The organism is Pseudomonas sp. Pseusp18 (assembly GCF_059506005.1).
In genome coordinates this window covers 4,057,969-4,071,627 of record NZ_CP169240.1, presented here as the reverse complement: position 1 = coordinate 4,071,627, position 13,659 = coordinate 4,057,969, and the positions used below count along the sequence as shown (strand labels likewise).

Here is a 13,659-nt window from a genome sequence, read left to right as displayed (position 1 = left end):
AATGTCTGCTGTACACGTAGTCCGCTTTGAATTTCAGAACGGTATCCACTGGGGCGTGCTACGCCAGGGCCGTATCACGGTTGTCCCCGGTGTTTTTGAAACCACCGGTGATTTCATTCGCCAGAACAGCCTCGACGACCTTGCTCAAATAAAAGGTACGGAGCTTGCGGAGGGCGAAGTGAAACTGCTGTCGCCGATCACCCGTAACCAGCAGTTCGTCTGCCAGGGCGCCAATTACCGTCAGCACATGATCGAGTCGGGCATGGACCCGGATGCGAAGAAATTCAACATGATCTTCACCAAGGCGACCAGTTGCCTGGTGGCGGCGGACAGCGACCTGATCAAGCCGCGCACCGTGCGCTTCCTTGATTACGAGATCGAACTGGGGCTGGTGATGAAACGCGCGATCACCGGCGCTGTGGCTGTTACCGACGCCAATCTGCATGAGTTCATCGCAGGCGTCGTCATCGTCAATGACTACTCGGCTCGTGACATTCAGATTCCTCAGATGCAGTTCTACAAGGGCAAGAGCTTCCGCACATTTGGCCCGGTCGGCCCGTATCTCTGCCTTCTGGATGCCAAGAGCATGCCTTACCTCAAGGCATTGCAGTTGCGCCTGACGGTCAACGACCAGGTGCGCCAGAACGACAGCACGGCCAACCTGGTTTACGGCCCCGCCGAAACCCTTACCGAACTCTCCGCCGTGCAAGACCTCGCCGTTGGAGACCTGATTGCCACCGGTACGCCCGCCGGCTGTGCACTGACCGTTCCTTCGCCTGCCAAACAGCGGATTGCGGCCCTGATGCCAGAAGCTGCCAAGTGGAAGCTGTTCCTCAAGGCGCAGGAAAGCCGGATGCAGTATCTCAAGCCAGGTGACGTGGTCGAGGCGCGCATTCGCAGCGCTGATGGTGTGATCGACCTCGGCGTGCAACGTAACCGAGTCGTGGAGGAAGCCTGATGACAGTGCAGACCCTGAGTGACATCGAAAGTCTCGAACAAGTCCCCTTGTCGGAGCGTGGCCTGGCATCCAGCACCTATGAAGCGCTGCGGCAGGCCGCCAAGTGCACCCCTCGGGCGCCGGCGCTGAGCTTCTTCGCCAATGCCGCCGATTTCAAGCGCACCTGCGAGTGGAACTACTCCCAGCTCTTCGCGGATATCACCCGCGCGGCGAATGCCTTCCATGACCTGGGCATCAAACCGGGTGAGGTGCTTGCCTTCATCCTGCCCAACCTGCCGGAAACCCATTTCACCATATGGGGCGGGGAGGCGGCTGGCATCGTCATGGCGATCAATCCTCTGCTCGAGGCCAAGCAGATGGCCGGCTTGCTGAATGCCGCGAAGGCCTCCGTGGTGGTGACGCTCGCACCGACTCCGGGTAGCGATCTGTGGCCAAAACTGGCTTCGCAGCTGGATCAGTTGCCCGCGGTCAGGTCTGTCGTTTGGGTCAGCATGGAGCCCTATGTCGCCGAACCGGTGCGCGGGATCCTGCAAGCCATGGCACTGAAGGAGCGAGACTTACACAGCGGTATCGCGATCCACGATTGGCTATCGTTGATGAATACTCAGCCGCACACACACCTGATTAGCGGTCGACAAATCCGCCAGGATGAGTGCTCTTCCTACATCTGTACGGGTGGTACCACCGGGCTCCCCAAGATCGCTGCGCGAACCCATGGCTCGGAAGTATTCAATGCATGGGCCATGGCCGCTCACATGCAACCTCGCACGAGTGGCCAGGTTATCTTTTGTGGCCTGCCGCTGTTTCATGTCAATGGACAAATGGTGACGGGACTAATGCCTTGGACCCAAGGCGACCATGTGATCCTCGGGACGCCTCAAGGGTATCGTGGCGAGGGGGTGATCCCGCGATTCTGGGAGATGGTCGAGCACTTCGGTATCAACTTCTTTTCCGGCGTGCCAACGGTCTATGCCGCACTTCTGCAAAATGAATGGCAGGGTCGCGACCTGTCCAGTCTTCGCTACGCAATGTGTGGCGCGGCGCCCATGCCGGCTGAGCTTCTGCGAGAGTTCGAGCGCCGGACCGGGTTAAAGATCCTTGAAGGTTACGGTCTTACCGAGGGCGCCTGCGTTTCCTCAATCAATCCGCCCCATGGCGAGCGCCGCATCGGTTCCATCGGGATACGGATCGCCTACCAGAATATGCGCGCGGTCGTGCTCAATGACGCGGGTGAATACCTGCGCGATGCCAACGTGGATGAAATCGGGCTCATCACGATCAGTGGTCCGAACCTCTTCGATGGCTATCTGGAGGAGCGTCATAACCAGGGCCTCTGGATCGATATCGACGGTCAGCGCTGGCTGAATACGGGTGATCTGGGTCGCCAGGATGCGCAGGGTTACTTTTGGCTAACCGGGCGCAAGAAGGAGTTGATCATTCGCGGCGGCCACAACATCGATCCCAAGCAAATCGAAGAGGTTCTGCAGGCGCATCCCGCCGTCGCCCTGGCCGCTGCAATCGGCAGCCCCGACGTCTACTCGGGGGAGGTGCCGGTGGCCTACGTTCAGTTGCGCCCCGGGCAAGTTTGCAAGGCCGAAGAATTGGAGGCGTTCGCCCATCTCCACATCAGTGAGCGGGCCGCCGTTCCCAAGCGCATTGAAATCCTCGAAGCATTGCCACTGACGGCCGTGGGCAAGATATTCAAACCTGCTTTGCAGCAGCGGGAGATTGCCAGAGTCGTCCAGCAGGAAGCGGGGCGCCTGGGGCTTGCGGATATTGCTGTCGAGGTCGTGCAGGACACTCGTCGTGGGCCTGTCGCCTGCATCCGGGCCGGAGCCGACCAGGAAATCCTGGCGCCGCTCTTGGGACACTACAGCTTCCAGATCGAGTGGCTTACTTGAGTCTCTGATTCGCATCTGTCAGTCCAGCAGCCATGCCCTGGCGCTGTTCCGCCAGGGTCTTTTACACAACTTCGATTCAACTCCAACCGGTGCTGAAAAGTTCACAGGAAGGCGAAGCCTTGCCTGCGTGCAATCAACAAAAACAATAAACAGAGGTGGAAAATGAAACTGAATAGCCGTGTGATTCCGTGTCTTTCTGTTCAGCGAAAGTGTGCTGTCTGGATTAAGTTCGCCAGTGCCATGGCACTGCTCAGCGCCTCGACCATTGCCGGCGCCAATGGCATTGGTCTCAACGAACAAAGTGCAAGCAGTGCGGGAACTGCTTATGCGGGACGGTCGTCATCGGCGCTGGACGCCAGCACCATTTACGGAAACCCCGCAGGCCTGACCAAGTTGCGGCGCAGTGAGATTTCCGGCGGGGCCGCAATCGTCTCGGTGAGCGACGACATCAGTGATGCACAGAGCAGTGCCACAGGAACGAACAAGGGGGATTCGGTTCCTTTGGGGGTCGTGCCCTTCGCCTATCTGTCGACACCGCTTGATGATCGTTTTTCGATGGGGCTGGGCCTGTATGCGCCGAGTGGTCTGATCAATGACTACGAGAGCACTTTTCAGGGTCGTTACCATGGTTCCTACAGCACGACCAAGGAGATAACCCTGCAGCCCACACTGGCCTATCGGATCAATGATTACGTGTCCATTGGTGGCGGACCGACCCTGAACCATTTCGATGCAAAGCTTCAGAATTACATGGCAACCGGCGCCTTGAACAACGGCCAGGACACTCTGGTCACCATCAAGGGCGATGACACGGCCATTGGCTACAACGTCGGCCTCCTGGTTGACTTTAGCGAGGCCACCCGTTGGGGGATTACTTATCACTCGAAAGTGAGCTATCACCTCAAAGGGCATACCGAGGTTTCCGGCTCCCCGAGCGTTATCCCGCTGGACGGAAACTATGACACCCGGATAGATCTGACGATGCCCGAAAAAGTGGATACGTCCATCACCCATCATTTCAATAGTCGCTGGACCGGATACCTGGGGACCACCTGGACGCGTTGGAGCCGGATCCAGAAGGTCGAGGCAATCAACAGTGGTGTTTCCGCCATGGGCCAGGCTGCCGGCCTGGGGAATGTGGCCGAACAAATGAACTGGCACGACACATGGTCCACCGCGGTTGGCGCCTCCTATCAATTGAACCCGCAATGGCTGATACGCGCAGGCTATGCCTATGACCCGGCGCCTGTTGGAAATGCCGATCGCAGCGTGCGTGTTCCGGTCGGCAATCGCCAGGCGGTGACCTTGGGCGGCGCTTATTTGCCGAATCCCGATCTGACGATCGACTTTGCCTATGGTTATCTCTGGGATTCAAAAGCCTCCGTAACACACTCGAACGACTCCGGTCTTCAACCGGAATACAGTGCCCATTACAAAAACAGTGCGAATGGAATTTCAGTGCAGGCAACGTATCGGTACTAATTGCCGCTCCTATCAGTTTTTGCACTCCGCCATCACCACATGACAGGTCGTCGGCGTGCCACCGGATTGGCCGGCATAGCGTATGCAATTATCCATGGACTTTTGGCGAGCCATGTCCAGGGTCGAGCCCCAGGCCAGGCCGCCCTCGCCAGCAGTGGGTAGCGCTTTTGCATAGCAACTTGAGCTTGCGCTTGAGTCTGTACTTGAGGCCGAGTAGCGGGCCGTGGAAGTTTTGCCCGCACAGCCCGCGGTCAGGGCCAGGTTGATGGCGAGCAGGGAAGGGAGGATCCATGACGAGCATTGGCGTGCTGTTTTGCCGATCATCCCGTTTCCCCTGTATCAAGAGGCTGGAGGCGTGTTTGTGGTCGTGTTCTATTTAGATTAGACGGTGTTGCGCCTGCCTTGGTTAAAACGGCTCGTTAAATAAAACGAGCCGTTGCTGTGAAGGTGTTCATCGGGGCAAGTGCATGGATTTCAGATCACCTCAAAGGTGATCCGCATCAATCACAGCCTTGGCGAACGCCTGCGGATCTTCCTGCGGCAGGTTGTGGCCGATGCCGCCGCTGATCAGCCGGAACTCGTATTTGCCGGTGAAGCGCTTGGCGTAATCCTCGGGGGCCGGGTGCGGCGCACCGTTGGCATCGCCTTCAAGGGTGATGGTCGGCACGCTGATGGAAGGCGCCGTGGCCAGTTTCTGCTCCAGCGCTTCGTATCGGCTCTCGCCCTGGACCAGGCCCAGGCGCCAGCGGTAGTTGAACACGGTGATGTCGACATGGTCGGGATTTTCCAGCGCCTTGGCGCTGCGGTCGAAAGTGGCGTCGTCGAACGCCCATTTCGGCGAAGCCAGTTGCCATATCAACTTGGCGAAGTCGTGGGTGTTTTTCTCGTACCCGGCGCGACCGCGATCGGTGGCGAAGTAAAACTGATACCACCACTGCAATTCAGCCTTGGGTGGCAGCGGGTTCTTGCCGGCCGCCTGATTGCCGATCAGATACCCGCTGACCGAGACCAGCGCCTTGACCCGTTCTGGCCACAGCGCCGAGACGATGTCGGCCGAGCGTGCGCCCCAATCGTAACCACCGAGCACGGCTTGTTTGATCTTCAGCGCATCCATGAAGTCGATGACGTCACTGGCCAGCGCAGCCGGTTGGCCATTGCGAACGGTTTTATCGGACAGAAAATGCGTATCGCCATAGCCACGCGCATACGGCATCAGCACTCGATAGCCCTTCGCGGCAAGCAACGGGGCGACCTCGTCATAGCTGTGAATGTCGTACGGCCAGCCGTGCAGAAGAATCACCACTGGCCCATTAGCCGGGCCTGTTTCGGCGTATGCCACGTCCAGCAGGCCGGCGTTGACATGCTTGAGCGGGCCGAACGGGGAGGGTGTTGCATGAGTGGCGCCAGCATCGATCGCGGTTGGCTGCGCGGCGGTCGTTTGTGCGTGGGCCGCGCCGAGAATACCGAACAGGGTAAACGCGAGGATCGATGAACCGAGCAGGCGGTGGCGGGTTTTGCCGGTTTTGTTCTGCAGTGCCATCTTCATGTGATATCTCCGTTGCAAGCCGTTGGCCAGGGGTTCTGGCTGATCCCCTCGAAACCTTGCTTGCATTTGAACGCGGCGACGTATCTGGCCTGTGTCGAATCGCAGGCCAAGTGAAAAGCCATGTATCGAGAGGCTAATCAGACACACTGTGATACATAGGGAGAGATCTCGGTATCAAATCGCATATCTGAAGAAGGTGGGGCCATTGAAATTAAAGTTCAGCCACGTTGATGTTCTCGTCAAAGACCTCGAGGAAGCGTGCAGGTATTACGCCCGTGTCTTCAGCGCCAGAATTTCAAAGACACTTGATTGGCAGCGCGACGGTTTGCATGTGCGCTATGCGATCGTCATGTTTGGTACGGAGCGCCTTATGCTGGTGCAACCGTTTACCGGAAATCTCAAGGCTCTGATGGACGCCAACGGCGAAGGCACCATCTACCGGCACTGCTATTCCACACCGGACATCGAGGCAGCCTACGACGAATTGATCGACGCAGGCGTCCAGCCGGAAGATGAAAACGGCAAGCCGCTGTCTCGCGATAACCTCCAGACGCCAAGTGGGACACGCATACTCTGGTTACCGAAACGCTTCGGGCATTTTTCTATTGAGTTGCTTGAAGAGAAAGAGCTGGAGGCATTTATCAAGGATGCATTTGCCGAGGAGGGCTGAGGGAGGGCGCTCGGCATTGCCACGCTGACTAGCCGATTGGTCCAGGCTCTACGTGGTCACTGCGAGCGGATGTCGAGACTGACCCCCATAAACCGTGGCGCTAAGGAAGAGCGTGGGCCATCGACTGTCGTAGAGTGAAATTTTGCTGGTTAGCGCCATGGTGCTTCTTCATTGTGTCCACTGGCAACAAACTATGGTCGCTTGCTCCCGACAAAATAAAAAACAGCGCTGAGCAGGAAAAACACTATGCCAGCGATGATCAAACCGTACAAAAAGTAATGCTCATGGGACGTTAGATATACAACCGAACCGTGCGTATCCAGCGGGTAGGTTTTTCCACTTTGAAGATCCGGCGTTCTCAGTCCGTGAGCATCAAAGTAATTCCAGGCAAAAAATGAAGAAAACCAAAAGCCTAAGGCCAGTACTCCCACGACGCATTTAAGTGCATTCATTCTCTCGCCTCCCAGATTTTGTATCGCCAGATTGCCTCTGATTACAGATTGATCTTGTGAGCCGCTATCGGTATATCCCTCTCCTTCGGTGGTTTCGTCTTTTAATTACAGTGTAGAAGATAAAGAAGATGGACGCAGCGTGCTCGATGGAGAATGCAATAAAGAAAAAGTTGTCAGTCATTGGGTGCGGCATAGAAGTGATTATTGTGTAAGCTTCCATTTGTCCGAATGTCACTGCGAAAATGGTCGCAATAGATACGGCTCCTCCTATTAATCTTTTCAGAAAATTGTCACGTAATCGCCGCAATGAACTCACATACCAAAGCAAAACGCCCCACTGAACAAAGGCAAATGGCAGGATTGCCAGCCTTCCGATAAATAAGTGTTCGCTTCCGTCGGTCATTTTTACACCCTGACTTTGATGGCTCACTTTCGCCCGCTAGCACCGCACCAATTGCGGGCAAGCCAATGGCCGGGCCGGACATGCTTTCTGATCTGGAAGCTCGCCGGGGTGGGGTATTTCCATGCAGATGCCAAGAGTGATCTCCATCTGTGTGTATTTTTTTTATAAGTTATTTATCAGTCCCCATGTTAAGAAAAAAGACATTAGAAGAGCTAATGCGCCAACTGATCTAAGAATATATAGATAATTGCTTGACCTGATCAGGCTCTTGAATGGGTAATTTTTTGATGCGCCTGCCCGGTCAATCAACTTGATTATAATGCCTTGCGTTTTCTCAGAAAAAAACAAGCACATTATTCCCAGTAAGCACATTGATATAATAAAAACTAACAGCCCAATACTCTTCATTCTCACCATCCTGATCCAATCTTCCATGCAGCCTGGAAGGAGTAGTTGTAATTAGCACCTAGTTGTGGAGAAACGAATCCAAACCCTGATGCGGACCCATTACCTAGTGACCACGAATCAGAAACGCCCCCCCCAGCAGCCAGCGGTAGCGTTAATTCCATTTCCCGACAAGCGACGCCCTTACACACCACCACCAAAAAAAATAAAAACCGTAAAAATAGCGATGAATTGAATCGGTATAAAAACAATCAACAACCAGTTCGGCAGCTTTTTTGAGAAGGTCAGCATTAAAGCGCTAATAAGAACTGATGCGGCTGGAAATAATACATAAAGCTTAAGTTGGCCGGAATTGGGGTAGCCAACGGCTTTTTGTGGTGCAATTCCAGAATACAGCTCAATGCCAATAAAAAAAACAATGCATGTCAATAACAAGACAATAGTTAATGCAATACGGAGTCCTACTTTGCTCCTTTTTTCTAGTTGACTCATGGTCCAGTTCCTACACTAGGATTAAGCGCGTTTCAAAGAGCAGTACATGGCCAGTTATGGCGATGCCCAATAAGCTTTCTTAACTACTCGGCCACCTTCATCCAGTTCTACCGACCATGCTTCTATATCAAAGGATAAACGGTTTTCAAACCATAGTCGCTCAACGCAAGGATGTTGACAGTGGTGCGATGCGTAGCGGGTAAATAAAGTGCTTGGTTTTTCTACATGAGAAGGGATCCCGAGTCGGTTGATAACAACCCCTTGTGTATCGCCAATATTGATTGCTTCAAAAGCTATGCTTTTCTGTTTTGAAATAAATATGCATGATGTGACGTATGATGTTGTGGCGAGTAGTAGCATCCAAAGCAGTATTTTTTTGATAGTGGTTTTTGGTGCGCTGCCTTTAATAGTATTCATCATTTTCTCTTCGCATCATTGCCCGCTGTACTTGGGGAGTGCATACAGTACAGGTCCATGAATCGGGCCACCTTGGGGGATGAAAAAGGTGGTTGTGCCTAGTATTGACTGTACATCTCGAGCAGTACCTCCGGGAAATGGAATGTCATCAGCCATAACCATGCCGGCAGGCAGGCAACAACACTAGGCACATGCTCAGGCAGTGCACTCTGCGCATGCTCAATTACTGGTACGTAGCGGGCTGAAATAGGGAGCCAGGATGCGAGGGGAGGTAGGGGAGAAAAGCAGAATGTTTTATATCAATACATTGGTGAATACTCAGCATTTGCTGCCGAGACTTTAGACCTGAAGCCACCATAAGCACCTCCCTGTGAACCGGAGCCATTGGGCTCGTCGTACACGTCGTATGCACAGCGGTTGGAACACTTGTGTGTTCACGATGGGGTCTTCATTCCATGACCTTGGGGGAGATCGAACGTCCGCGATCCCGAGCATCCAGCACGAGATGACAGTAGTACAGGGTTTGAAAACTTGCCAATGGGACTGGAAAGCGACCGGTCAGGATGGCTTTCTGCAGTCGAGGATTTCGCGGGTTTGCGCTTTCCCCTCGTTGACTTTGTCGCGAAGCGTTAACAGGCCCTGGGTTACGGGCAAAGAAGCTGTCGTCGTTGATGCGGATGCCAACCCTGAGCGGACACTCGTCAATGTCCGTCAGGGTCGAAAGCTGCTTGCTCCGCTATTGAAGCGGAATATACACGTCAGTTTGCCATTGATCCTGCGGCGTCTCGGGATAGACGCTCAGGTAATTGAAGAACAACGGGTGGTCACGGAGTTCCTCGCCACTGGCAGGAAGCCAATCGCGGTAAATCGGATAGATCGTTTCGCCGATGTGATCCGGTGACCCCGTATGTCGCACCACGACGCAGCGACCGCCAGGAATGACGATCTCGCGTACGCCGAACTCATTCGGCGCCACAGCCTCGTGAATCTCGCCGCAGATGGCGAAGCGGAATGCTTGTGCAGGTGTCGTGTCGGGGTTGCCATAGGGAATGCCAAAGCTGCGACTCGATGCCACCGGCGACTGTCCGCTCTGCATGCGCCACTCGATGAACTTGCGCACGCTCTCATTGACTAGCCCGGGTGGTCCGCAGTGCTCAAGCGCTGCGACCCTGACTTCTGGGAATTCCACGATTCGTACTTGCATGATGATAGTCCTGGAAAAATGAGGGATTGCGAATACCGCATTCCAGACCTGCCAGTTCGGTTCCTTCCTGAACGCACTCGGGGTCATACCGAACGCCCGCCTGAACGCCCTGCAAAATGCCTCGGGGCTTTCAAAGCCGGCACCGAGTGCCGCGTCCAGTACCGAGTGATCAGCGAGGGAGGCCAGGCGATGTGCCGCGCGTCGTAGCCGCATCAGTTGCACATAACGTGAGACCGGCACACCTGCGAACGCGCTGAATTGTCGATGGAAGTGAAACACCGAAAAGTTCGCCACATGACTCAACGTCTTCACCGACAAGTCACCTTCAAGATTGGCATCGATGTAGGCGAGTACGGCGTTGAAGCGTTTTGTGTAGGCGAAGTTGCTCGGCATGTCAGACACTGGGAAAAGGCTCCTGGAAGTACGGTCGGCAATAGAATCGACTATAACGGTGTAAACGCGCCTAGCCGCGTTTGCTCAAGGTACGTTTTGGGTTGGCCGATGCGGTTTCTTCCACGGCGATGTAAACGGTTAAAAATGCCAGTCCTCAGCGCGAACGACGCGACAGAATGGACCCGCCAGGGTCGCATTGTGATGAGCGATGATATGTTCGGCCTTCAACTCAGGGGTATCGGTGCAGGTATGACCATCGGCGATCAGTACTGCATCGAATCCAAGATCGCGTGCGGCGCGGCAGGTGCTGTCGACACAATACTGGGTCTTCATTCCGGCAATAACCACACCTTGAGATCCACAAGCCTTTAGCCGATCGGCCAGGTCAGTCATGGCGAAAGCGTTGGGTCGGTTTTTTTCGAAGATTACTTCGTCGCCTTGTAGCAGCAGTTCCTGTACCAGTTGCGCCAACGGGCTTGCAGGTTCGATTGGCGAGCCAGGTGGGCCGACGTGGCGAGCAAGGAAAATTGGCGCGCCAGCCGTGCGGGCCTTGCTCAACAGGTTATTCAAAGTGTTCAGCAGCGCTTCGCCAGCCCATGGTTTATCCGGACCATGAAACAATCCAACCTGCATATCGAGAATCAACAGTGCGTACATAGTGCTTTCCTTGCGTTTGGACCAGCGACACAAGGGCAAAAGAAAAGGCCCTGTCCATCGCTGGCGGGCCTTTGAAGTTCGTGCGTTATTGGCTCACGACACCTCTCACGACCCGCCTTGGGCGGTCGTGGTCGTGGTGGTCGAGGCAATGCGTGGCTGATTCATAAAGTGGACAGTATCTGCACGGTATCTGGTTGGCAAGGGGGCGTGACCTGCGTGGCGGTTACTGCTTGTATTGATCGTTGAGGTCCGTTTCTAGTCGGTGACGTCTGTTGCGAAGGGCTGCAATCGACCCAATACGCCCGTGATTGCGCATTATTCTGCCGCCCTGAGTGTGTTGATCTGGACTATGAGTTTAGAAATATCGGCGGTTTCCACGAACAGATCATAGGCCTCTAGATAGAGGTATTCGTTACTTGTCTGCAGGGCATTATTGGTGACGCAAGTAACCTTGCGGGCCATGCCTTGCAGTGAGGCGACTGTATGTGTGGCGGGAAGGGATTCGCCTACCGAACACTCAAATTTCTGCACGAATGGTTTGCCGGTGCTCTGAGTGAAGTGTTTGCTGTAAGTGACAACACTCCCAGGTTTGAGTTTTTGCCAATCACCATCCAGGTCGATGTTCGTGAGGGTGCTTTGCTGGTCGGTTTTGCCAGCGAGCTCAGTGCTGCTCGTCGCGGCGAGTTCGATCAGCCCACGCCAGCGTAGGCTTACACGCTGGCTGCCCAGTGCTCCCGTCGCTTGCTCGCGCCATATGCCGCGGGCCGGGCCCGATTGCAAATACAAGTCCATTGGATGGTCGTTGACCACGGCGCGCGGCACGAGCGGAGAGCTAGCGTTGTAGGTGAATTGCAGATGGTTGAGCGTGTGGGTCGGTTGTCCCAGGGGTAGGGCGCTGACCTGTGTCAACAATGTCGCCGGTAGCTCCGGTGTACGCATGTCCGGCGGCAATTTTTGCCGAGTGACTGGCGTGGCGAGTTTCGCCAGGTTGGTGGGCTCGGCGCACACGGCGCCAATTAGCCGGGCACGTTGTTCAGTGTCCAATGCACTGTCGATTGGCTTAACGGGCGGCGGCAGCAAAATCTGATCGCCTAAACGATAAGCCTGGCGAGTGCTGGCCTGGCGGGTTGCACAGTCCACCTCGACACGCTCGAACTGGCGGTCGTAGGGCTTTCCTTCGCTTTCGTCCAGACGGGTGCGCCTGAAGTCGATGCCCGCCCAGATCGAGCGTCGGGAATTCACGATGCCCAGGGTGCCAGGGTCCAATAACAAAAGGTCTTCGCTGTCACCGGGAAGCTGCTTCCAAACGCTGTCTCGGAGCGCTTGGCACATCTGCTGAGCGATGTTCCGCGCCTTGTCTGCTGGCAGAACATAGGGACTGCTCCACCTCTTTGCCTGTCGATAATCCATCGCCAATGTCAACGAACCGCAGGTCGCGAAAAGCCGGGCCCGGGTAGCTGGCTCGGTGCCTTCAGCCGGTACGTCAACCGTCAGCACGGCAGTTTGGTCGAGTCTGAAAGTGCTATCCAACGGCAGCGGCCGGGATTGTACTCGGGTCGCCATGGCTCGATTTTGCGCCTCCTGCTCGGCAGCCTCGCGCTTATAGTAGTTGGCCATCCCGTTGCCTTGCAGGGCACAACCCGCCAGGGTCACAGCGATGGCAACACCCGCCAGGCGAAATAGAAGATTCACTGCAAACAGCTCCTTGGCGCACCCGTAATTCATCGTGATAGCGGATGCATCTTGTGAGGGGATCGAGGTTTTGACATTGTTGCGACGTGGTCGAGACAATGTCCGTGGTAGTCGAAGGCCAAGAAATATCGAGGGGAGACGGTCCTTCGTCGGTATCTGAGTATCGAGTTCATCTGATCGGCTTGACCATCAAAACCTTTAGGACGGGGAGAGGGCGAGGCTCGAGAGAGGCTTCTCCGGGCGGGCAGCAAACGACCCCAAGCATCCATCGAAAAGAGACCCGACAGGGATACGCTAAAGTTATGCGGGTCGTCGATTGTCCGCCCTGCTTCCGTCCCTGGAGGGTCCGATGCCGCCCATCATTACATGCTTGGTGGCGCTGTCTGTTCTTGGCCTGACTCCTGTAGTGCAAGCCCAGACTAACGCCTGCCCACCTGGCGAGAAACAAGTGTGCCTGAACGGCTGCATCTGCCTGCCAGATTTGGGGCAGATGCCTGATGGCGTCTACCAGGTCGCGGCACCTGCCTTGGCGCTGTGGCTGACCCAGGCACGCGCTGAAGCAGCCAGCGCCGAGATCCAACCCATTCCACCGCACATCCGGGAGCAACTGCTGCGCTGGTACGACCCCAGCGTCCTCGATGCCGCGCACTACAAAGTGAGCGACAACGGCCAATTCAGCGCCGCCACTTCCATGCTGCAAAACCCCGACGTCGGTGCCGTGACGCTGATCGACATCATCCTCTTCCGGGACACTCAAACCGCAGAACAGGACATCGCGCTCTGGGCTCACGAACTGAAGCACGTGCAGCAGTTTCGGGAATGGGGGGTAGAAGGATTTGCCCAGCGCTATACACAAGATTTCAACGCTGTGGAGGCGCCGGCTTATGCCATACAGGCTGAGGTTCGACGGTCGGTGCGGGGAGAGGCTCACTGAAGGGTAGCGAAGCCGCCTGACATAACAGGCATAAAGCAGTCATTATTGGCTGA

13 protein-coding genes are annotated in these 13,659 nt (G+C 55.5%); 5 read left to right on the top strand and 8 right to left on the bottom strand.

Annotated features, from left to right (window positions below; genetic code table 11):
- Position 1 precedes the first annotated feature (1 nt).
- The 3 genes from ACEN9A_RS18240 (at position 2) to ACEN9A_RS18230 (ending at position 4,341) form a co-directional block, all read left to right on the top strand.
- Positions 2-958 carry a fumarylacetoacetate hydrolase family protein gene (locus ACEN9A_RS18240; protein ID WP_258669163.1) on the top strand — a complete coding sequence of 319 codons (957 nt, stop codon included), beginning with the start codon at positions 2-4 and terminating at the stop codon, positions 956-958.
- Complete coding sequence (locus ACEN9A_RS18235; RefSeq protein ID WP_258669160.1) at positions 958-2,859, top strand: acyl-CoA synthetase; 1,902 nt, start codon at positions 958-960, stop codon at positions 2,857-2,859. The genes ACEN9A_RS18240 and ACEN9A_RS18235 overlap by 1 nt, the downstream gene beginning before the upstream one ends.
- A 162-nt stretch (positions 2,860-3,021) precedes the next feature.
- On the top strand, positions 3,022-4,341 hold the full coding sequence (locus tag ACEN9A_RS18230; protein WP_258669158.1) for an outer membrane protein transport protein: 1,320 nt from the start codon (positions 3,022-3,024) through the stop codon (positions 4,339-4,341).
- A 12-nt stretch (positions 4,342-4,353) separates the two neighbouring features.
- On the opposite strand, the gene ACEN9A_RS18225 is transcribed toward ACEN9A_RS18230, so the two are convergent.
- Positions 4,354-4,665 (bottom strand): hypothetical protein, encoded by a 312-nt coding sequence (locus ACEN9A_RS18225; RefSeq protein ID WP_258669155.1) that lies wholly within the window; start codon positions 4,663-4,665, stop codon positions 4,354-4,356.
- Positions 4,666-4,825: 160 nt separating this feature from the next.
- Complete coding sequence (locus ACEN9A_RS18220) at positions 4,826-5,887, bottom strand: alpha/beta fold hydrolase (protein WP_258669153.1); 1,062 nt, start codon at positions 5,885-5,887, stop codon at positions 4,826-4,828.
- A 205-nt stretch (positions 5,888-6,092) separates the two neighbouring features.
- Here ACEN9A_RS18220 and ACEN9A_RS18215 point away from each other — a divergent pair, with 205 nt between their 5' ends.
- Positions 6,093-6,557 carry a VOC family protein gene (locus ACEN9A_RS18215; protein ID WP_258669151.1) on the top strand — a complete coding sequence of 155 codons (465 nt, stop codon included), beginning with the start codon at positions 6,093-6,095 and terminating at the stop codon, positions 6,555-6,557.
- Between the two features lie 191 nt (positions 6,558-6,748).
- On the opposite strand, the gene ACEN9A_RS18210 is transcribed toward ACEN9A_RS18215, so the two are convergent.
- From ACEN9A_RS18210 to ACEN9A_RS18185, 6 genes are all read right to left on the bottom strand, one after another.
- Positions 6,749-7,009 carry a hypothetical protein gene (locus ACEN9A_RS18210; RefSeq protein WP_258669149.1) on the bottom strand — a complete coding sequence of 87 codons (261 nt, stop codon included), beginning with the start codon at positions 7,007-7,009 and terminating at the stop codon, positions 6,749-6,751.
- A gap of 991 nt (positions 7,010-8,000) precedes the next feature.
- Positions 8,001-8,309 carry a hypothetical protein gene (locus ACEN9A_RS18205; RefSeq protein WP_258669147.1) on the bottom strand — a complete coding sequence of 103 codons (309 nt, stop codon included), beginning with the start codon at positions 8,307-8,309 and terminating at the stop codon, positions 8,001-8,003.
- A 54-nt stretch (positions 8,310-8,363) separates the two neighbouring features.
- The gene (locus ACEN9A_RS18200) at positions 8,364-8,726 is read right to left on the bottom strand and encodes a hypothetical protein (protein ID WP_258669143.1); all 363 of its coding nucleotides are present in this window, start codon (positions 8,724-8,726) and stop codon (positions 8,364-8,366) included.
- A gap of 736 nt (positions 8,727-9,462) precedes the next feature.
- Complete coding sequence (locus tag ACEN9A_RS18195) at positions 9,463-10,332, bottom strand: AraC family transcriptional regulator (RefSeq protein ID WP_258669138.1); 870 nt, start codon at positions 10,330-10,332, stop codon at positions 9,463-9,465.
- A 129-nt stretch (positions 10,333-10,461) separates the two neighbouring features.
- Entirely contained in the window at positions 10,462-10,980 is a 519-nt protein-coding gene (locus ACEN9A_RS18190) for an isochorismatase family protein (RefSeq protein ID WP_258669136.1), read from the bottom strand.
- 315 nt (positions 10,981-11,295) lie between these two features.
- Positions 11,296-12,672: a hypothetical protein gene (locus ACEN9A_RS18185; RefSeq protein ID WP_258669133.1), complete on the bottom strand. Its 1,377-nt coding sequence runs from the start codon at positions 12,670-12,672 to the stop codon at positions 11,296-11,298.
- Between the two features lie 349 nt (positions 12,673-13,021).
- Here ACEN9A_RS18185 and ACEN9A_RS18180 point away from each other — a divergent pair, with 349 nt between their 5' ends.
- The gene (locus ACEN9A_RS18180) at positions 13,022-13,606 is read left to right on the top strand and encodes an eCIS core domain-containing protein (RefSeq protein WP_258669131.1); all 585 of its coding nucleotides are present in this window, start codon (positions 13,022-13,024) and stop codon (positions 13,604-13,606) included.
- Positions 13,607-13,659: the final 53 nt, after the last annotated feature.

Bases quoted from the DNA above. Each gene is read 5' to 3' on its own strand.
- ACEN9A_RS18180 (WP_258669131.1), top strand. From the start codon at position 13,022: ATGCCGCCCATCATTACATGCTTGGTGGCGCTGTCTGTTCTTGGCCTG.
- ACEN9A_RS18235 (WP_258669160.1), top strand. From the start codon at position 958: ATGACAGTGCAGACCCTGAGTGACATCGAAAGTCTCGAACAAGTCCCC.
- ACEN9A_RS18220 (WP_258669153.1), bottom strand. From the start codon at position 5,887: ATGAAGATGGCACTGCAGAACAAAACCGGCAAAACCCGCCACCGCCTG.
- ACEN9A_RS18210 (WP_258669149.1), bottom strand. From the start codon at position 7,009: ATGAATGCACTTAAATGCGTCGTGGGAGTACTGGCCTTAGGCTTTTGG.
- ACEN9A_RS18205 (WP_258669147.1), bottom strand. From the start codon at position 8,309: ATGAGTCAACTAGAAAAAAGGAGCAAAGTAGGACTCCGTATTGCATTA.
- ACEN9A_RS18225 (WP_258669155.1), bottom strand. From the start codon at position 4,665: ATGATCGGCAAAACAGCACGCCAATGCTCGTCATGGATCCTCCCTTCC.
- ACEN9A_RS18230 (WP_258669158.1), top strand. From the start codon at position 3,022: ATGAAACTGAATAGCCGTGTGATTCCGTGTCTTTCTGTTCAGCGAAAG.
- ACEN9A_RS18200 (WP_258669143.1), bottom strand. From the start codon at position 8,726: ATGAATACTATTAAAGGCAGCGCACCAAAAACCACTATCAAAAAAATA.
- ACEN9A_RS18240 (WP_258669163.1), top strand. From the start codon at position 2: ATGTCTGCTGTACACGTAGTCCGCTTTGAATTTCAGAACGGTATCCAC.
- ACEN9A_RS18190 (WP_258669136.1), bottom strand. From the start codon at position 10,980: ATGTACGCACTGTTGATTCTCGATATGCAGGTTGGATTGTTTCATGGT.